The sequence below is a fragment of the Bariatricus sp. SGI.154 genome, assembly GCF_050313795.1.
Lineage (GTDB): Bacteria > Bacillota > Clostridia > Lachnospirales > Lachnospiraceae > CAMBRQ01.
In genome coordinates this window covers 51,604-70,243 of record NZ_JBNPMC010000005.1, presented here as the reverse complement: position 1 = coordinate 70,243, position 18,640 = coordinate 51,604, and the positions used below count along the sequence as shown (strand labels likewise).

Genomic DNA, 18,640 nt, shown 5'->3' with positions numbered 1-18,640 from the left:
ATACCACCATAGAGTATATACTATCCTACATCATTCAGATTATAAATTCTCTTTAATTCCTGCTTTACTGATTCCACCGTATACGCCTGAGCCTTGCGGTATCCGTTCATTCCCATCTTTGCGGCCTGGCTAGGGTTAGCATAAAGCATACAGATTCTAGATATATACTGTTTCATATCATCCGCCGGAATCATGTAACCATTAAAATCGTTTTTCACTAATTCTTTATGTCCCCGATTAATAGATGTAACTACTGGCTTCTTACAAAGCATAGCCTCTAAAATATTCAATGGAAGACCTTCCCGATAACTGCAAGATACAACTAAGTCAACAGCAGGAGTAATTTTCTCCAAGTCTGTGCGATACCCCAGAAGTCTAATATTATCTTCTAGTCCTCGTTTGATAATCTGATTTCTCAATTTCTCCTCTAGGGGACCATTCCCAGCCAAAAGAATTTTGAGATTCGGAATCTTATCTCGGAGAATAGGTGTCGCTGCTATCAGAGTTTTTTGATTCTTATTATCATTCAGTTCTCCAGTACATAGAATCACATAATCTTCTTTCTCTAGATTCTCTGCTCGCCTCATGGCACATCTTGTCTCAGAATTCACTGAATGATAACGATCTGTATATACGCCAACACCATGTATACGCTCAATATTAGTATGGAATTTCTTACCAGCGAGCAAATAATCTTCTTTCGTAATAGCGATTAACGTATCACAAAATCTCGCCATAACTCGCTCAATAGGATAAAATATCAACCAATTCTTCTTAGGAGCCCCCTGATAAAAATGGAAGCCATGAGCCGTATAAAACACTTTCGTTCCCTTTCGCCTTGCTCCAACAGCAGCAAGACGAGTTACAATACCACCCATAGGTGTATTACAGTGAATCACTTCATAAGATTCCTGTTCAATAATCTTTTTTAATTGTCGATATGCTTTTATGTTATCAAGACTTTTCGGTGAACGAGAAAACGGAACATCATATATCTTATCTGCAAAATCCAACTCCAGCCCATTCTTCTCTGCCAGGTTATTCCTCGCCGCCACATGCACCTCATACCCATTCTCATGTAAAACCTCCGCTAACGGGCGATGAAATTGTCCGATATGACTCTGTACCGTCGCTGTAAGCAATACTTTTTTCATAATTCTATTTCCTTTTGATGAAATTACATAACCAATCCTGCAATCAAAAATGCTACACATGCAATTATCAGTGCCAGAATTGCATAGGGAATCTGCGTATACACATGATCCATATTATCAATTCCACAAGCGCTTGAAGTTATTACTGTTGCATCTGAATAAAAGCAAGCGTGACTGCAAAACGTACCACCAGAAACAATGGCTGCCATAACGAGCAACAAATTTACATCAAGTGCCGCACCCAACGGAATAATAATAGGTGCGCAAACCGCCGGTATTCCCCAATTACTTCCCGTAATAAACCCTAATCCTGCTACGGTAATAAAGGCAATCATAGGAAATATTTTTGCACTCACCAATGGCTGAATGATTCCAATAACATACTCGGATAACATCAAGTCTTCAGAAGCCTGTCTCATAAATAATGCTGTAATAATAATGGCCAAAGCCGGAACCAGATCTGCAAATCCCTGAATCCAAAGATCACAAAATTTTCCACCCGATAGCTTTTTTCTTGGTATGTACATGAAAGCACAAACAAGTATAGCGGCAACTAAAGCCACAAACATATCATCTGTTACCAACTGTACGATTATTAAAGTTGCAATAGGAATTAAAAAGTCCCAAATACTGGCATTGATATCAACTTCCTCATGCTCCTGCCTATTAAGTTTCTCACTTTCTTTACTATACACTGCCCCAGTTAATTCTGTTCTCTCATAAGCTTTTTTCATCGCTCCAAGTCTTGGAATAATTCCAAAAATAAATAACGGAACTATAAGCAATGCCGCAATCGCATAAAATATATATGGAATTACATGAATATAAGTCTGAATAGCATTTCCATATCCAAGATTCTTCACACTCTCCTGTTCATAAAAAACACCTGCAAAAAATATGGCCCACGTAGAAAACGGCAGTAAGACACAAACAGGCGCTCCCGTTGAATCAATAACATATGCCAATGCTTCTCGCGGTGTTTTCCTTTCATCAGACAATTTTTTTGTACATGCACTGATCGTCAGGATATTCATATAGTCATCAACAAAAATAATAATACCTAATATCCAGGCAACAAGCAAAGTGGATTTCTGTGATTTACATATCTTTCCCAGAAATCTTGCAATTGCATGTGTACCATTTGCCGCATTAATAAGTGCTATCAAACTTCCAAACAAACCACATACAATTACCAGCCACATTGTATCATAATCTGTTATTACACTAAAGAAAGAATCCGTTATAGTTGTAATAAAATTCTTTCCATCAGCTATACAAATAATCAAATACGAAGAAACGACTCCCATCAGCAAAGCTTCCGTTGTACGTTTTGTCTTGATAGCCGTCATTATTACAAGCACGGCTGGCAGCAATGTCAATATTCCATAACTCATAACATTTCTCCTCAAATACGGAATCTTATCTTTGAAAAAATCTCCAAATAAATTCTTACAATAAATGCCCTGAAACTCGTATGTGAAATATCTTTTATTACAATGCCTGTTTCAACAATTCTAGGTTCCATATATGTTATTAAATCATTAGGAATCGCATCTATTTTTCTTTTTTCCAAAGGAACTGTAAGCATTTTCTCTATATATTTTCGATTATTGAATGGTATCGTAATATCATAAGATACCCGATGCTCCGATGTCAGAAAGACACCTTCTCCGCCACTCCATGCAAATTCCCAAAAATAAAGTTCCAACCACGACAACTTGTCAAATGTCTTTTTGCTATAATATCGTTTCAGATAATTCGCGAAAACTTTATCCGTCTCTTTTATCAGCCACGGTGTTACATACACTTTATGCATAGCTCTCCAGTAACTTGGATATGGATATTTCGGGAATTTTTTCTTATTATATTTATTATAATACCATCCTCTTCCCATCTCATTAACCCAAGATTTAACTTCTATATCGCATGGCGGGTTCTGAGAAAAATACAATCTTTTTTTCAAATCATTCGTATTATTCTCTCCTATACATCCTGCATTGCATTCCATTACTTTCTTAAATACATCTAAGTATTTATATCCATCCCATTCCTCTGGTATTTCGTACAGTTCATGCTTTAACCCCAGATATTTACATATCTTTTGTGCCGCTTCCGCATCCACAGATTCATCCACATTAGAAATATAACTAAAATAAGAAAACTTATCGTATATCCCATTAGCACAAGATAGCGCTGTCATACTATCCCGTCCCCCGGTTACCGAAATAGAAACTTTTTTTTCTGGCCATTTATCAGCAATACATTTCATCGTATTGGACATAATTTGTCCAAGTTCATGAATTGTATTCTGATATTCTTCCTCTGTCCGGGTTTCCTTCACTTCATAAAAAGGATAATACCTCTTTGTAACGATTCGTCCGCTCTTTTCCTCATAGATCCCGGCACAATTGGGTTGCATTCTTCTTAATTCTGTAAATGGTGATAAATCTCCAGGTAACCAAGTCCCCCAATAATGCCAAAATCTATTATTTATTAATTTTTTAATATATTTACTTTGCTGCAATCCCTTTAAATCTGCAACTAATTTGCTATGAGAAGTTACGAATAATTTTTCATCTATTGTCCCATGATAAACCAACTGCATTCCAGCACAATCCGTTGAATATACTACTCCATTCTTTGTAGCATATCCTACGCAAAAAACACCTGTCAGATTGCTTTCTTCCTTCCAGAAAGCATCAGTTCCACTTTGTCTGGCTTCTGCCATGCGTTTTAAAAGTTCATTCTCATCTATCACCATATTATATGGATCATATGCATGACCAATCAAAAAGTATGTATATCCTTCTTTTTCATATACATACACATAAGTTTCTTTATGTGTATAGATAAAATACTTTCCATCTGCAATAGTACATTCCATCCAATTCGAATAAAAAGGATAACCCTCCGCAAGATTCTGTTTTTCATTCGTAATTAAGAATCCCCTGCAATATAATTTGTCCCTGAATTCCGGACAGTCATTCAAAACTTTTTTCATTTCATTTGGTGAATAATAAGACATCTTACTTTCCTTTCTTTTGCTCCTCATTCCATATTACTAAATATAGTATGACAAAGTCTCTCCTGGTTTCCTTCTCCCACAAAACTATTGTGTGATGTAATGATTACATTCCCCTTATTCCATAAAGGGCTATCGGCACTTAGCGGTTCTTCTTCAAACACATCTAAAACTGCGCCACCCAGTCGTCCATCCAATGCTTTCTCTAATGCATTACCATCAACTATTGCTCCTCTTGCAATATTAACAAGAATTGCTCCATTCTTGATTTTCTCAAATCGTTCTTCATCAATCATGTGCCAGGTATCTTCCGCAAGGGGAACCGTCAGCACAACTACATCCGCCCGAACAAGTACTTCATCTAAAGTATCAGCCGCTTTCACTTCATCAAAATATAACTGCTCTCTTTCAGAAGTCGCTATTCCAATCACATTACACCCAAAAGCCTGAAACCGCTTTGCGCACTCTGTGCCCACACTGCCACATCCGACTATGCATACTGTCTTACCATACAGTTCCTTCAAACCACGATGCTTTTCCCATCTATGTAATTTCTGATTCTCACGAAAATAAGATGCCTGTTTATATAATTGCAACACTCCGCTTACAGCAAACTCCGCCATAGGAATACTATAAACACCCCGTGCGTTATGAATCTCAATGTCATGTTCTTTCACATATTCCATAGGAACACGGTCAAATCCCGCACTTGTCAACTGTATATATTTCAAATTACTAAACCTTTCAATAGGATGGTAAAGAAACAGTCCATTACAAATAACTCCCTCTACCCACTCATATTCGCATGGCAGTTCATCCTTTTCATATTGGCAAAAAGAAACCACATGTCCCATCTGCTCAATTTTACCAATATTCTCTTTTGCGCTTTGCCATGCTCCCGTAATCAATAGATTCATGTAGGTTTCTCCTTTTTATCTTACATATTGCCACGAATCATTTGCACTTTTTCTGCAACAATCTGTTCATTTTCTTTGAAATAATCGCTGTATTTCTTACATTCCTGCTCCAGATTACGAATCCCTCTTATACCATCCAGAAAAGTTGTATTTATTTCATCCAAATCGTTTATTTTACTTACATTGCAAAAACTTCTTGAAAGAATCACGCATGTAGAACCAAGCCTATAGTGTTCTCTGATTATATATTCTGCGGGAAGCATCCCCTTACCAAGCGCAGCAATACCGCCAAATCCATACGGGACTCCGGCCAGTTTGAATTTCAAACATAATTTTTCCACTGTGCCATCTGTAAGAAGTTCAAACATGAATTTCTTTCCATATCCCAAACTTAAATCATTCAAGCCAACAAAGATTTCATCGATTCCCTTGATTTTTAGAATCTCATCTATAATCCCAACCGCTTCCGGTGTTTCTACCAATGGCAATGTCTTTGCCCGACCATTCACCAACTCTACGAATTCATTGACTTCATCCACCGCCTTAAAATAAGGTAACATAAGGACATCTGCACCAGCCTTAATAACTGCATCAATTTCCTCTTTTGAAGAAAAGTAATCTGCCGTTGCATCATGAATCGGATTCACTCTAACCATTATTTCTGATGTATGGACAGCTTTTTTCACCCTTTTAATATCCTCTACTGTATGGTGTGATTGGACTGTATCCATTCCACCCTGACGTTCCGACTTTCCAATATACTCCATATCAATGAAGATACGATCTACACCTGCGTTCTCCGCAATCTTTGCAACATCAGGTCTGTTTGTTATGTACATCAATTTTAATCCCATAATTCTTCCTCTTCTTCAATAACAAGCATATGCCAAACTTATCTCATCTCTTTACGGTTTCTCCTACATTCTCATTATCAGCGTTACTTAGAACTTTGAATATTGTCATAAAGAAAATCTTAACATCCAACAAAAATGATACATGATCCACATACCAAACATTTAATTGAATTCGCTTGTGCCACTCAACATCCTTTCTCCCATGCACTTGTGCCCATCCGGTAATACCAGGACGAACATGAAACATTCTTTTCTGCTCATCTGTATACTCTTCATAAGGCCAGGGATGATAAGTAAGCGGCGGACGCGGACCAATTAAAGCCATATCCCCTCTTAAAATATTGATTGCCTGGGGAAGTTCATCGATACTAGTAGCACGGATAATCCTACCTATCCGTGTAACACGCGAATCACCCTTGCCGGAATAAACGCCTGAACCTGTATGTTCCGCTCCCTGACACATACTTCTGAATTTCAATATCTTAAACACTTTCCCATCTTTTCCGATTCGTTCCTGTTTGAATAAAATCGGACCCGGCGAATCAATTTTTATAAGTAGAGCAACCAACAACATTGGAATTGCACCTATAACTAAGACAAGGAAGGATACGATACAATCTATCACCCTTTTGAATCCATTTTTATACATTCTTTTCTTCCCCCGACTCTGCTTATAAGAATTTTATAACTTCACAAAATCTTTCCATATGCTACTATGCAACATAAGGTAGCGATATTTCATATCCCTACCTTTATCTGCTACCTATGGCTTCGGATGATAAGTCGGCACGATACTCTCCACAATCATCCTCATATCATCCGTCTCATTCTCAGCAGCCTCATCCAGCACCTGCAGAGCCTGATACAATTTTCCTTCATCTACATCAATCGGATGCCCGATATGGATTAATTTATTCGGAGTATCTGTCATTCCTTCTTCATCCATCAGAAGTTCTTCATATAACTTCTCCCCGGGACGAAGTCCGGTGATCTCTATCTCTATATCCTTCCCTAATATAAGCCCGGACAACCGAATCATATTCTTCGCCAGATCCATGATCTTAACCGGCTCTCCCATATCCAGCACGAAGATCTCACCGCCTCTTGCATAGGCCCCCGCCTGCAGCACCAGAGATACCGCCTCCGGTATGGTCATAAAATAGCGGATGATGTCCGGATGCGTTACTGTTACAGGCCCTCCGCTTGCAATCTGTCTCTTGAATAGCGGAATTACACTTCCATTGCTTCCCAGCACATTACCAAAACGCACCGCAACATACTCTGTATCGGAGTGCTTATCGAATGTCTGTATAATCATCTCGCAGATTCTTTTGGATGCTCCCATGATATTCGTAGGATTGACCGCTTTATCTGTTGAGATCTGGACAAATTTTTCTACTTTCCACTTATGAGCCATCTGAACCAGTTTATAAGTTCCCAGCACGTTATTCTTAATCGCCTCATTCGGACTATTCTCCATCAGCGGAACATGCTTATGCGCAGCTGCATGATAGACGATGTCCGGATGATACTGTCCGAAGATATCATCCAGTCGGTTCTCATCTCTTACGGAACCAATCAGCACAACCAGATTCAGTTTAGGAATATCATGCAGCAATTCCTGCTGAATATCATATGCGTTATTTTCATAGATATCGAAGATAATCAACTGATTTGGATGATGTCTGGCTATCTGTCTGCATAACTCGCTTCCAATGGATCCTCCTCCGCCAGTGACCATAACTACTTTGCCGGATACATAACTCATAATCTCATCCAGATTAACCTGGATTTCTTCTCTGCCTAACAGATCATCGATACTTACCGGACGCAGTTTACTGGTACTCACCTCTCCATTGACCAGTTGGTATACTCCCGGAAGCATCTTCAGTTCACACTCTGTCTCTTTACAGATATCTAATATCGGTCGCAACTGGACTACAGAAGCAGATGGTATAGTAATGATAATCTGCTGTATATTATATTTATGTGCATATTTCTTAATACTATAGCGATCTCCTACCACCCTAACACCACGTATATATTTTCCAACCTTATTCGGGTCATCATCTATCACGCAGCACACTCTCTGATTCAAATACTTACTGTTCTGAATCTCAACAAGCAATGACCTACCGGCCTCTCCTGCCCCGATGATCATAACTTTTCTCTGCTGTTTCCACGGAAGACTGCGATTCTGCTTCTTAAGTCTTATCAAGCGGTAAGAGAACCTTGTTCCGATCACGAATATAACCAGATAGATGGTCCTAAGAAGATAATAACTCCTCGGAAGGAATCCTCCGCTCAATATGACAATTCCAAGTTCTAATACTCCTAATACGACACATGCCCATACGATACTTATAATCTCCTGCGGTCCCGCGTACTCCCACAGGCTGCTGTATATTCTAAATAATGCAAATATGATGATTGTCGATAGTACAAACATCGGCTCGTATCTTGTCAATTCTGCCAGATATTCCTCCGGAATCTGATAGATAATGAATTCAAATCTTGTTGCTAAAGCAAAAAACGAAGCTAGTATAATACATATAATATCTAACAAGATTAAAAAAATTCTGCGTATCACTAGTTGATAATTGAATTTTTTCGTTCTCATTTATATATCCCTCTTATCTAAAGTATCTCTCTCACTTACATTCAATTTGTTATTATACCACAATTTTATTCTCTTCGGAAGGTTTAATTATTACAATTGACGTTTTGTTACGCTTCGTGACATTTTATATTTATTTAACAAAGACTTAACTGACTCATATATTTTAAACTAACATTCGTATTCAATAATGAAATGCTCTGGTAGATGCTGAGTACTAAAAAAACGTCAATATGAATCTTCTGTTTCAGATAGAATTCATATTGACTCTTTTTTATTCTTGTTAAGATTTTTTCTTCTTTTAGAACTCTTTCTTTTTTTAGAATTCCTTCTTCAGATAATAGAACCCGAATGCCGGAATATTCACTCCTCTTGCTTCCATCTTATTTCCGGAGATCATATCCTCATACTCGCCATCCGTCTCATTGATCCACGCCGTCTTATCGTGCTCGCTGAAGTTGAATAATCCGATGATCTTCTCACCTTCATAATATCTTCCGATACACAGAATGCTCGAATCCCAAGTCTCAATCGTCCATGTATCCGCGTTAGATACAAATGCACGCTCGCTCTTACGGATCTTCTCCAACTGATCCAGTCTCTGGAATACCTTTCCCTCCACAGTATTTGCATCTGTAATATTCTCAGCCAGTTCCCAGTTCATCGCTCCACGATGGATATATCGGGAATCTTCTGCCTTATGCGGATCTTCCTTATAGGAATAATCATTCACCTGTCCAATCTCGTCACCACTGTACAGCACCGGAATACCAGACTGCATGAACATATAAGCATGAAGCATCACATCCTTCTGAATCGCCTTCTCCATCGCTTCTTCATCCTGCTCGAATCCAGCCTTTTCGATACCACACATGGACGCCGTTGTTGCACAGAATCTTGCATCTCCTGTTACCGGGTCTGCATTGTAGAGTTCTCCGCGGCTGGTGCTGTCCCCTGCATATCCCTGGAAATAATCATTCAGATACTGTTTGTGAGGGCGTTCATACATACCATCTTTCGCAAGTGACGGATAATCCAGTCCCCAGCCAATATCATCATGACAACGCAGATAATTAAGGAACACATATTCCTTCGGCAAACCATTTACAACATCCAACTGCTGCTTTAATAATTTGACATCACGGGTTGCTACCGTATGCCATGTAGTTGCCATCGTCGTAACATTGTATAACATATGGCACTCCGGCTTCTCGACCGTTCCGAAGTAAGGCACTACCTTCTCAGGCTCCATGACAACCTCGCCAAGAAGCAATACGCTGGGGCACACGATCTCACTGATCATACGCATCATACGCACGATCGTATGTACCTGCGGCAGATTCCTACACTGTGTATATAGTTCTTTCCATATATATGGAACCGCATCGATACGGATAATATCAATCCCCTTATTCGCCAGGAATAGGAAGTTATACATCATCTCGTTGAATACCCTTGGGTTCTTATAGTTCAGATCCCACTGATATGGATAGAAAGATGTCAGTACAAAATGTTCCGCATCCGGAAGCCAGGTAAAGTTCCCAGGCGCCGTAGTTGGGAATACCTGTGGCACCGTCTTCTCATATTCCGCCGGAATAGAATAATCCTCATAGAAGAAGTAACGGCTCATGTATTCACCGTCTCCCTGACGCGCTTTCTTCGCCCACTCATGATCTTCGGATGTATGGTTCATTACGAAATCCATGCAAACATTCATATTTTTCTTATGGCAGGCTGCAGTCAGACTCTCCAGGTCTTCCATCGTTCCCAGTTTCTCCTGAACCTTACGGAAATCAGCCACTGCATATCCACCATCAGAACGTCCTTCTACCGTATCAAGAAATGGCATCAGATGAATGTAATTTACATTGCTCTTTTCCAGATAATCCAGTTTGGACTCTACGCCTTTCATATTACCGGCAAAATTATCGATATAGAACATCATTCCGAGCATATCATTCTTCTTATACCAGTCCGGAGATGCTTCTCTTAACTGATCAATTGCTTTCAGATCATCATTACGCTCTTCGTAGAAACGATGCAGATTATCACATAACTCTGCATACATAGAACTGTTATCATAGAGTTCCATGTAGAGCCATCTCAACTCATCCATATGTTTCTCGAATCTCTTATTATATACTTCCTTCGCGGCAGTTTTACCGGCTGCGTTTTCTGCTGCCGTTACTTTCTTTGTTTCTTTCTCCATAGCAATATCTTTAACCTCCTGAAAAGTTACCTGTTTCTTCCCTTTAATTATGGATTATTATACACTTTCGCCTCAATTCATTTCAAGACTTTCCAAGATAGAGCCTGTGAGAATATCCATCATAATATTTGTTTATTTTAGCACTTGACAACTTATCACCAGTTTGTTATAAATATTTTTTACTATAAAAGCAAATTTCTTGTCGCATTTCCCATATCATTATGTTACACTATCTCTATATTATACATCCGATAAATTTCTTTGTATTCCAGGACTGATTCAGCCAACGATTCACAGAACAATTACGATACTCTATAACAGAATAATACCGATACCGTATGAGAAACTGGTTGGAATTCTTACATAATTCATCTATAATAAAAAGAAACAGAAATATTCTGTTATCTTCCATTCCGACCACTCATACCGTATAGAAAGGAAGTGCCTATGAGTGAAGGAACTGTTAGAAACGAACAAGACCAAGGAGCCAAGATCATCTTCGAAAATGCCGAGATGTGTGCCCAGTTCCTGGATGGCTATGTGCCAATTGATTGCCTGAAAGGCCTGAAAGCCGAGCAGATTGAAGACATGAGCAGCCGTTTTGTTACCATGTGGGACAATGAACGTGATTCAGATGTCGTAAAACGGATTCACCTGAATCCCGATCTGGCCATGTACCTGATTACTATTATTGAACATCAGTCAAAGGTTGACTATACGATGGTAATGAAATTACTACGCTATATGGTAATGATCTGGACCGATTATGAAAAAGAGATGGAGCGAAAGAAGAAGGGCATCACAAAAACAAAGGATTTCAAATACCCTGCCATTCTTCCGATTGTCTATTTCGAGGGAACCACTAATTGGAACGTTGCGACTCACTTTGCAGACCGTATTGCCCTAAATAATATTTTTGCTGAATATATCCCTGATTTCAGATATGAAGTCATACGAGTGCACGATTATTCGGATGATGAAATCATCAGCAAAAGAAACGAATTTTCATTGGTCATGTTCGTGAATAAGTTGAAGAATTCAGAAGATATTAAGAAGTTAAAAGATCTGCCACTGGATTATCTAGAGAATCTGCAGGAGAATTCCCCACGGCATCTGCTGGAGGTGATTGCTACGGTAGTCTCCACATTTATGCATCGTATCAATGTCCCGAAGGATGAGATTGCAGACTTTACCGATCAGATCTTGGAAAGGAGATTTCCCATGCTATTCGATAGTTTTGAAGCATATGATGTACAGGAGATTCGACGCACCAGCCGGGAAGAAGGCTGGAACGAAGGGCATGATACGGGCTGGAACGAGGGACACGCATCCACTCTGATTGCTTTAGTCCACAAAAAAATCCTCAAGGGAAAGAGCCTGGAAGAAATTGCAGATGAACTGGAAGAAACACCGGAACGAATTCAGGCGTTCTATGATATTGTAAAATCCAACCCTGCAAAAACACCGGAAGAATTTCTAACCATATGGTCATCCCAGCGGACACAGAAATAATAATTCATCCATGTTCTAAACAATCTTTACTATAAACGATTGCCAGATTGGGATAACAGGGGTTTTTTTGTTGTCTCAATCCGGCAATCGTCTTCACATTTTATATAACACTATCTTGCACTCAGAATAACTACATCTTTTCCTTTCAATTCCAGTTTCTCTCCTGCCCGATATTCCTTCTTAGATACAAGATCCACATAATTCCGATCCAGCACTACCTGCTTACTGTCCACCGCATGGTTCAAAAGGAACAGCGTCCTTCCCTTCTCATTCTCTCTTACTGCTGCTTCTACTCCCTCTGGCGTCACCATAACAGGCTCCACTCCTGCTTCCTGGAATATGTTCTTTAGGAAATGCCTATAGAATTCAGCATTGGACCTGGTTCCGACATAATAAGCAGTTCCCTGTCCATAATGATTCTTCGTCAGAACCGGAGTTCCCTGGTAGAAATCTTTCTCATAGACGCTAATGCTTTTGGCGCCACCTTCCAGATGCATCAGATCGCACAATACATCTGCCGGATATTGATTGCCTTCATATATAAATGCATTCTCTTCGCCCTCCGGCAAAGCGTCATTCTCCTCAACCCAGATTCCCAGGATATCTTTCAACTCTCCCGGATAGCCTCCCGGAAGTACCAGATCATGTTCTTCTACGATTCCGCTGAAATACGTGGTAATGAAGGTTCCGCCTTGCTCTACAAATGCTCTTATCTTGTCTGCATAGCCTGTCTTAGTCATATAGAGAAGCGGCGCGATCACTACTTTATAAGAACTGATATCATCCTCCACACCGACAATATCCACCGGAATATTCTGCTCAAATGCTGCCGCATAATAATCTCTGATTGCATCCAGATATTTCATCCGCACACTCGGTCCTGCGGAATATTCTACTGCCCACCAGTTATCCCAGTCGAATACGATTGCTGTCTCTGACGGCGTGCGCCCTTCAAGGAAAGCATCTCCCAAAGTCTGTAATTCCTCCCCCAGTGCTGTCACCTCACGAAATACTCTGGTATCATCCCGTCCGGCATGATCGATCACAGCGCCGTGGTATTTCTCACATGCGCCGATTCCACGTCTGATCTGGAAGAACTGGATCGCATCCGCTCCGTGGGCTGCTGCCTGGAGGCTTAACAGGCGCATCTCGCCCGGTCTTTTCAGCCGATTATACGGATGCCAGTTTGTGACACTCGGAGTCTGTTCCATCAGCACGAAGGACTGCTGTTCTTTGATTCCTCTCATCAGATCATGATTCAATGCAGTAACCGCCGGACCATCTGTTGGCTGCGGATAACTGTCCCAGGAAATAAAGTCCATATATTTCGCCCATTTCTGATAATCCAGAAGTTTAAAGAAACCCATCAGATTCGTAGTGATCGGAACATCCGGCATCTCCTTTTTAATCGCATCATATTCCAACTTGAAGCACTCCATCATACTGTCAGACATGAATCTGCGATAATCAAGAGAGATTCCCTGGAACATCGTCTTTTCCTGACCATCCCACTCCATATGCTCACTCAACAGATTCGGCAGCACAACCTCGTCCCAGTCATAGAATGTATGCCCCCAGAAATCCGTATAGAAACACCGATTCATTTCCTCGATGGTTCCGTATTTCTCCTTAAGCCATTCCCGGAAAGCCTTCTCACAATTCTCGCAATGACACTCTCCGCCAAACTCATTGGAAATATGCCATGCCACAATATTGTCATAATCCTTATATCTCTTAGCCAGTTCACTTGCCAGTCTTGCCGCGTATAAACGGTATGTAGGGCTGTTCGGACAGGAATTATGACGGCTTCCGAACTTTCTCTTCTTACCATCCGCGTCTGTCCTTAAGATGTCTGGATGCCGCTTTGCCATCCATGCCGGATGCGCGCCTGTAGACGTGGCCATACACACCTTCAATCCATTTTCCCGCACGAACTCCATGATCCGATCCAATTTATCAAAACAATAGGTATTCTCATCCGGCTGTAATGCCGCCCAACTGAAAACATTCAGTGTCACCATGTTGATATGTGCTTTTTTCAGCATACGCATATCTTCCTGCCAGATTTCCTCCGGCCATTGCTCTGGGTTGTAGTCTCCACCGTAGAGAATCTCTGTGATGTTATTTCCGTAAGCCATGTTTTTCCTCCTCATACTTCAAATCTATCTTTATATTCAATATACTCTTTCCCCGAAAATGGCGCAACCACCCCAAAGTCCACCCAGACATTTTTGTTACAAGTACCAAGTAAAAGGGGACTATTGATCAGAACAAATTGTCTAAGGATGTCGAACACTGATGATGAGTATTTCTTGCTTACGGACATGCTATATTCTATAATAAAGATACAACTTAATATAATGGAAACATTAGAAGAATAGCCGCATGCCAATCTGGCAGCGGCTATTCTTCTTTCTGATCTTCTGTATACTTTCTATCAGTCCCACACATACTACCTGCGAAAGCGAGGAGTGCATAGATATGAAAAAAGGTAAAACTAATCTGCCACCAGTAAATCCTTACTCCAATGATGGCTACGATGATGACAACATCCCTGAGATCGACCTTCCAAAGACAACCGATGTCGGAAATTCAAACTCGGATGAAGTGCCTCATCATGATAGTCTGGGAAACCAAAAATAGACTTAAAAATAATTAAAACTTCAAGTCTATTCAACATGAATTACAAAAAGCGTCGTGTTTACGACGCTTTTTATCTGGAGTATACGGGATTCGAACCCGTGGCCTCAACAATGCGAATGTTGCGCGCTCCCAACTGCGCTAATACCCCATACCGCAATTATAGCACCGCCTGGTACTTCACTGCAAGTTATATCTGTCATTAAATTTCATCTTATCTTCTTATCCTTAAGTACTGATCCCTCAGAATCAATTTCATCTTATCCCTTGTCCTTGGAAAACATCTTGATTCCAGAAATTGCTCATACTGTTCAAAAGTTGGCTTTTCAATCTTGCCGAATGCACGCATCAACGGATAATTCGTGTAATTATACACTTTTAATTTTCTAGTCGGTTCTTCTACATCGATAACTGTACATATTTCGTTGCGATACATATACCAGAGACGCATAGGATATTCTTTCTCGGGTATGCTATAATCCTCGGGTATCTGTGGATATTCATTTAATATTTTTACAAGCATTACGATAGGACCACTAACGGGAGATGTACCGCTTTCCCAACGCTCTATCGTCTTTTTTGATACATTCACCAGCCTGGCGAATTCGGCTTGCGTCAATCCTGTTTTTTTTCTGCAGACTCTGATATCTTCACCTTTTATGGATGGCACAATTGCATATGTCTTCATTTTATAATCTCCTCATATGATACCCCTAAAATAAGGGTTTGTATTATTGTTTTAGTCCTTATTTTAAGGGTATTATACTGCAAACCAGCAATAATATTTAATAGTTCTTAGTTTTATATTTTGTAAATATATACACAAAAATAGTGCTGGAACTGATTCTCCAACACTATTATCTTGATAAAACAACTTCGTGGTAATACCTATGCATTTCTTTCTGCTCTGTAACTACTGCTCTATCCTATCTTCTCTCTTAATCCTTCATACATCCTCTTAGACACCGGCACATCTACTCCAAGTCTCTCTGCTTCTCTTACCAGATACCCGCTAAAAGTCTCAAGTTCCGTAGGACGCCCCGCATTCACATCTCTCTGCAAAGAACTGGTAGCGTTATCCTCCAGTTCTTCTCGAAAACGCCGCACGATTGCATCTGCATCTTCTCTTGCAATATGCACGCCCTTCTTTACCGCTACTTCATATGCCTCATAGACCAATCGCTCATATTCTTTATCCTTTTTCGGATCACTTCGAAGCTGCCCGATATTATTGTCATAGAATGCCGTTAATACATTATATGCACAATTAAGGATATACTTCCTCCAGATATCTCTTTCAATATCTTCCGAAACCTTATGGTCAATGTCAGCGCCTTTCAAAAGTCCCGACACTTCAAGCACCTTATTCTTCTCTTCCTCGCTCGCATCCATGATACCGATTCTTAAATTCGCAAAGTCTCCCTGCTGTGTAATCGAAAAATCCTGATTAGCAAATGCTACAATATAGATCAGAGAATCAATCACCGTTCCTTTTTTAAGAAATCTTCTTGTACGTTCTCCCGGGTCAGCGCCATTCATGACTGGAATAACCACCGTCTCCTCGGTCACTGCATTCTCAAGTTCCTTACATGCCTGCTCCAAGGAATAGTTCTTCACACAAAGAAATATAACATCCTGTGGTCCAAGTTCTTCCGTTCTCTCCACTACTTTTTCCGGCTTTGCTACAATCTCTCCTTGATAATCGCTGTGAAGGACCAAGCCCTTCTCCCGAATCATTCTACCTCTCTCACCACGGGCTGCCAGTGTCACGTGGGGATACTCACGAATCAGCATACCTGCCAGGTAGCCGCCGACACCACCAATACCTACCACTGCAATCTTCTTATCCTTAAGTACTTGTTCTTTCATAGATTTTCACTCCTACATATCCATAATCATTCCCAATATCTGCCCATATATACTTTTGCATCCTCCTCAGATATCGAAAGCCTATCCCTGATTCTCGCTTGCGTATCCTCATATGAAACGCCAAATTCCTTACAGATTACAATTAATTCTTCTGCCCTGCCTTCTAACTTCCCTTGTGCTATCAACTCCGTAAGTGCCTTACACATATCTACCTTCTCCCCTTCTTGATAATATTCTTTCACATGTACCAGTTCCTGCGCTGCCGTATACTGTACAATTACATTAAATGCATCCTCCTCCATACTCTGATATGCCGGATCCTTTTCTACCAATTCTTTTAATTGCTCCATATCTTCCGAGCAGTTGATTTTCCAAGCACGAATTTCCCGAAATGAATATTGATACTCTGACAGCCGGAACGGCTTAGAGATGCAGACCTCTTAATCAGGTTCTGTATATAGAAAATATGCTTTAAGGGAAGTATATCATAGGGTATCCGACAAATCAACAAGGCACAGCCTTGATATTCTCGACAAATTTCGCACGGACTTTCCTCTAATATCTCTTCCCTTATCTGCATCCACATGTGGAATGATACTTTATATTTTACCAGATCTATTCTGCCTTTCTTTACTTTATTTCACATTCGTCAACTACTATACACACATTGCAAATATTCTTTCAATATCCTCCTGTGCCAGTGGCTTGAATCCAGAGATCACATTGCCTCCGCAGGCTTTCTTTGCCATGACTGGAAAGTCCTTTTCTTCAATTCCAACTTTCGTAAATGTATCATCCAAACCTAAAATGTTGAAAAAGAAATCAGAAAGTTTCTCAATGCTCTGTTTTGCAATGTCCATCGGCTCCTGATTCGCATCAATACCGAATACATTCACGCCAAACTGAACATATTTTGACACCGTCGTTTCATCCAGACAATATTCCATCCAGCGAGGTGTCAAGATTGCCAGGCCAAGACCATGAGTAATATCATAGATAGCGGACAATTCATGTTCCATAGGATGGCAGCTCCACTCCTGACGTTTTCCCCCATTCACAAAACCATTGATTGCCCAGGAGGAAGTCCACATCAGATTCGCACGAGCCTCATAATCATCCGGTTTCTGCATTGCAACAGGTGCATATTTGATGATGGTTCTCATCATACCCTCCATAAAACAATCCAGCATATACAGGTCTGGATCCATATTGAAATACACTTCCATAATATGGCTCATCATATCCGCAGCGCCACAAGCAGTCTGATAAGGACTGACACTGTAAGTCAGCGTCGGATCAAGGAATGAAGCCTTAGGAAGCAGAGGATCTGCCAGACGTCCGATCTTCTCCTGTGTCTCAGGATTACTGATAACTCCGCCTGAATCCATCTCTGAACCAGTCGCAGCAAGGGTCAGGATTGTAACTACAGGCAAAGCCTTCTCCACCGGAGCCCATTTGCTGAAGAATTCCCATGGATCGTGCTCGACACAGGCACCTGCTGCCATCCATTTCGTTGCATCTAAGGTAGAACCACCACCTACAGCCAGAAGCACATCAATCTGATGTTCCTTACACATCTGCGCTCCGTCACGTACGGAATCAATACGCGGGTTAGGCGCAATTCCGGACAACTCATATAATTCCATTCCTGCATTCTTGATTTCTTCTACTACAGCATCATAGAGACCGCTCTTCTTAATAGAACCACCTCCATATGTCAGCAATACCCGTTTCCCATATTTCAACAACTCTTCGCCAAGATGGCATAACTGATTCTCACCAAAATATACTCTTACCGGAATATCATAAATAAAATTATTCATATTCTTAATCTACTTTAAATACT

General features: G+C 40.4%; 15 protein-coding genes and 1 tRNA gene. 2 read left to right on the top strand and 14 right to left on the bottom strand.

The window, feature by feature from the left end:
* Positions 1 to 20: 20 nt before the first annotated feature.
* From ACQRBN_RS04345 to ACQRBN_RS04310, 8 genes are all read right to left on the bottom strand, one after another.
* Entirely contained in the window at positions 21 to 1,154 is a 1,134-nt protein-coding gene (locus tag ACQRBN_RS04345; protein ID WP_427737742.1) for a glycosyltransferase family 4 protein, read from the bottom strand.
* Positions 1,155 to 1,177: 23 nt separating this feature from the next.
* A complete protein-coding gene (locus ACQRBN_RS04340; RefSeq protein ID WP_427737741.1) occupies positions 1,178 to 2,548 on the bottom strand; it encodes a Na+/H+ antiporter NhaC family protein in 1,371 nt (456 codons plus the stop codon).
* A gap of 11 nt (positions 2,549 to 2,559) precedes the next feature.
* Positions 2,560 to 3,915, bottom strand: coding sequence for a hypothetical protein (locus ACQRBN_RS04335; RefSeq protein ID WP_427737738.1), 1,356 nt, complete (start codon positions 3,913 to 3,915; stop codon positions 2,560 to 2,562).
* Between the two features lie 287 nt (positions 3,916 to 4,202).
* Positions 4,203 to 5,093 (bottom strand): NAD(P)-dependent oxidoreductase, encoded by an 891-nt coding sequence (locus ACQRBN_RS04330; RefSeq protein WP_427737737.1) that lies wholly within the window; start codon positions 5,091 to 5,093, stop codon positions 4,203 to 4,205.
* Between the two features lie 20 nt (positions 5,094 to 5,113).
* A complete protein-coding gene (locus tag ACQRBN_RS04325) occupies positions 5,114 to 5,947 on the bottom strand; it encodes an aldolase/citrate lyase family protein (protein WP_427737736.1) in 834 nt (277 codons plus the stop codon).
* A 43-nt stretch (positions 5,948 to 5,990) separates the two neighbouring features.
* Positions 5,991 to 6,596, bottom strand: a complete 606-nt coding sequence (locus ACQRBN_RS04320) for a sugar transferase (RefSeq protein WP_427737735.1) — start codon at positions 6,594 to 6,596, stop codon at positions 5,991 to 5,993.
* A gap of 114 nt (positions 6,597 to 6,710) precedes the next feature.
* Positions 6,711 to 8,567, bottom strand: a complete 1,857-nt coding sequence (locus ACQRBN_RS04315) for a polysaccharide biosynthesis protein (protein ID WP_427737734.1) — start codon at positions 8,565 to 8,567, stop codon at positions 6,711 to 6,713.
* 316 nt (positions 8,568 to 8,883) lie between these two features.
* Complete coding sequence (locus ACQRBN_RS04310) at positions 8,884 to 10,773, bottom strand: alpha-amylase family protein (RefSeq protein WP_427737733.1); 1,890 nt, start codon at positions 10,771 to 10,773, stop codon at positions 8,884 to 8,886.
* A gap of 447 nt (positions 10,774 to 11,220) precedes the next feature.
* On the opposite strand from ACQRBN_RS04310, the gene ACQRBN_RS04305 reads away from it, so the two are divergent.
* A complete protein-coding gene (locus ACQRBN_RS04305) occupies positions 11,221 to 12,285 on the top strand; it encodes an Rpn family recombination-promoting nuclease/putative transposase (protein ID WP_427737732.1) in 1,065 nt (354 codons plus the stop codon).
* A gap of 110 nt (positions 12,286 to 12,395) precedes the next feature.
* Here ACQRBN_RS04305 and ACQRBN_RS04300 read toward each other — a convergent pair whose 3' ends face one another.
* The gene (locus tag ACQRBN_RS04300) at positions 12,396 to 14,423 is read right to left on the bottom strand and encodes a beta-galactosidase (protein WP_427737731.1); all 2,028 of its coding nucleotides are present in this window, start codon (positions 14,421 to 14,423) and stop codon (positions 12,396 to 12,398) included.
* Between the two features lie 343 nt (positions 14,424 to 14,766).
* Here ACQRBN_RS04300 and ACQRBN_RS04295 point away from each other — a divergent pair, with 343 nt between their 5' ends.
* Positions 14,767 to 14,928: a hypothetical protein gene (locus ACQRBN_RS04295; protein ID WP_427737729.1), complete on the top strand. Its 162-nt coding sequence runs from the start codon at positions 14,767 to 14,769 to the stop codon at positions 14,926 to 14,928.
* 75 nt (positions 14,929 to 15,003) lie between these two features.
* On the opposite strand, the gene ACQRBN_RS04290 is transcribed toward ACQRBN_RS04295, so the two are convergent.
* From ACQRBN_RS04290 to ACQRBN_RS04270, 5 genes are all read right to left on the bottom strand, one after another.
* Positions 15,004 to 15,076 (bottom strand) — tRNA-Ala (locus ACQRBN_RS04290).
* 63 nt (positions 15,077 to 15,139) lie between these two features.
* The gene (locus tag ACQRBN_RS04285) at positions 15,140 to 15,613 is read right to left on the bottom strand and encodes a helix-turn-helix domain-containing protein (RefSeq protein WP_427737728.1); all 474 of its coding nucleotides are present in this window, start codon (positions 15,611 to 15,613) and stop codon (positions 15,140 to 15,142) included.
* Between the two features lie 233 nt (positions 15,614 to 15,846).
* Positions 15,847 to 16,794 (bottom strand): ketopantoate reductase family protein, encoded by a 948-nt coding sequence (locus ACQRBN_RS04280; RefSeq protein WP_427737727.1) that lies wholly within the window; start codon positions 16,792 to 16,794, stop codon positions 15,847 to 15,849.
* A gap of 26 nt (positions 16,795 to 16,820) precedes the next feature.
* A complete protein-coding gene (locus ACQRBN_RS04275) occupies positions 16,821 to 17,144 on the bottom strand; it encodes a hypothetical protein (protein ID WP_427737726.1) in 324 nt (107 codons plus the stop codon).
* A 306-nt stretch (positions 17,145 to 17,450) separates the two neighbouring features.
* A complete protein-coding gene (locus ACQRBN_RS04270) occupies positions 17,451 to 18,617 on the bottom strand; it encodes an iron-containing alcohol dehydrogenase (RefSeq protein WP_427737725.1) in 1,167 nt (388 codons plus the stop codon).
* Between the last annotated feature and the right edge of the window lie 23 nt (positions 18,618 to 18,640).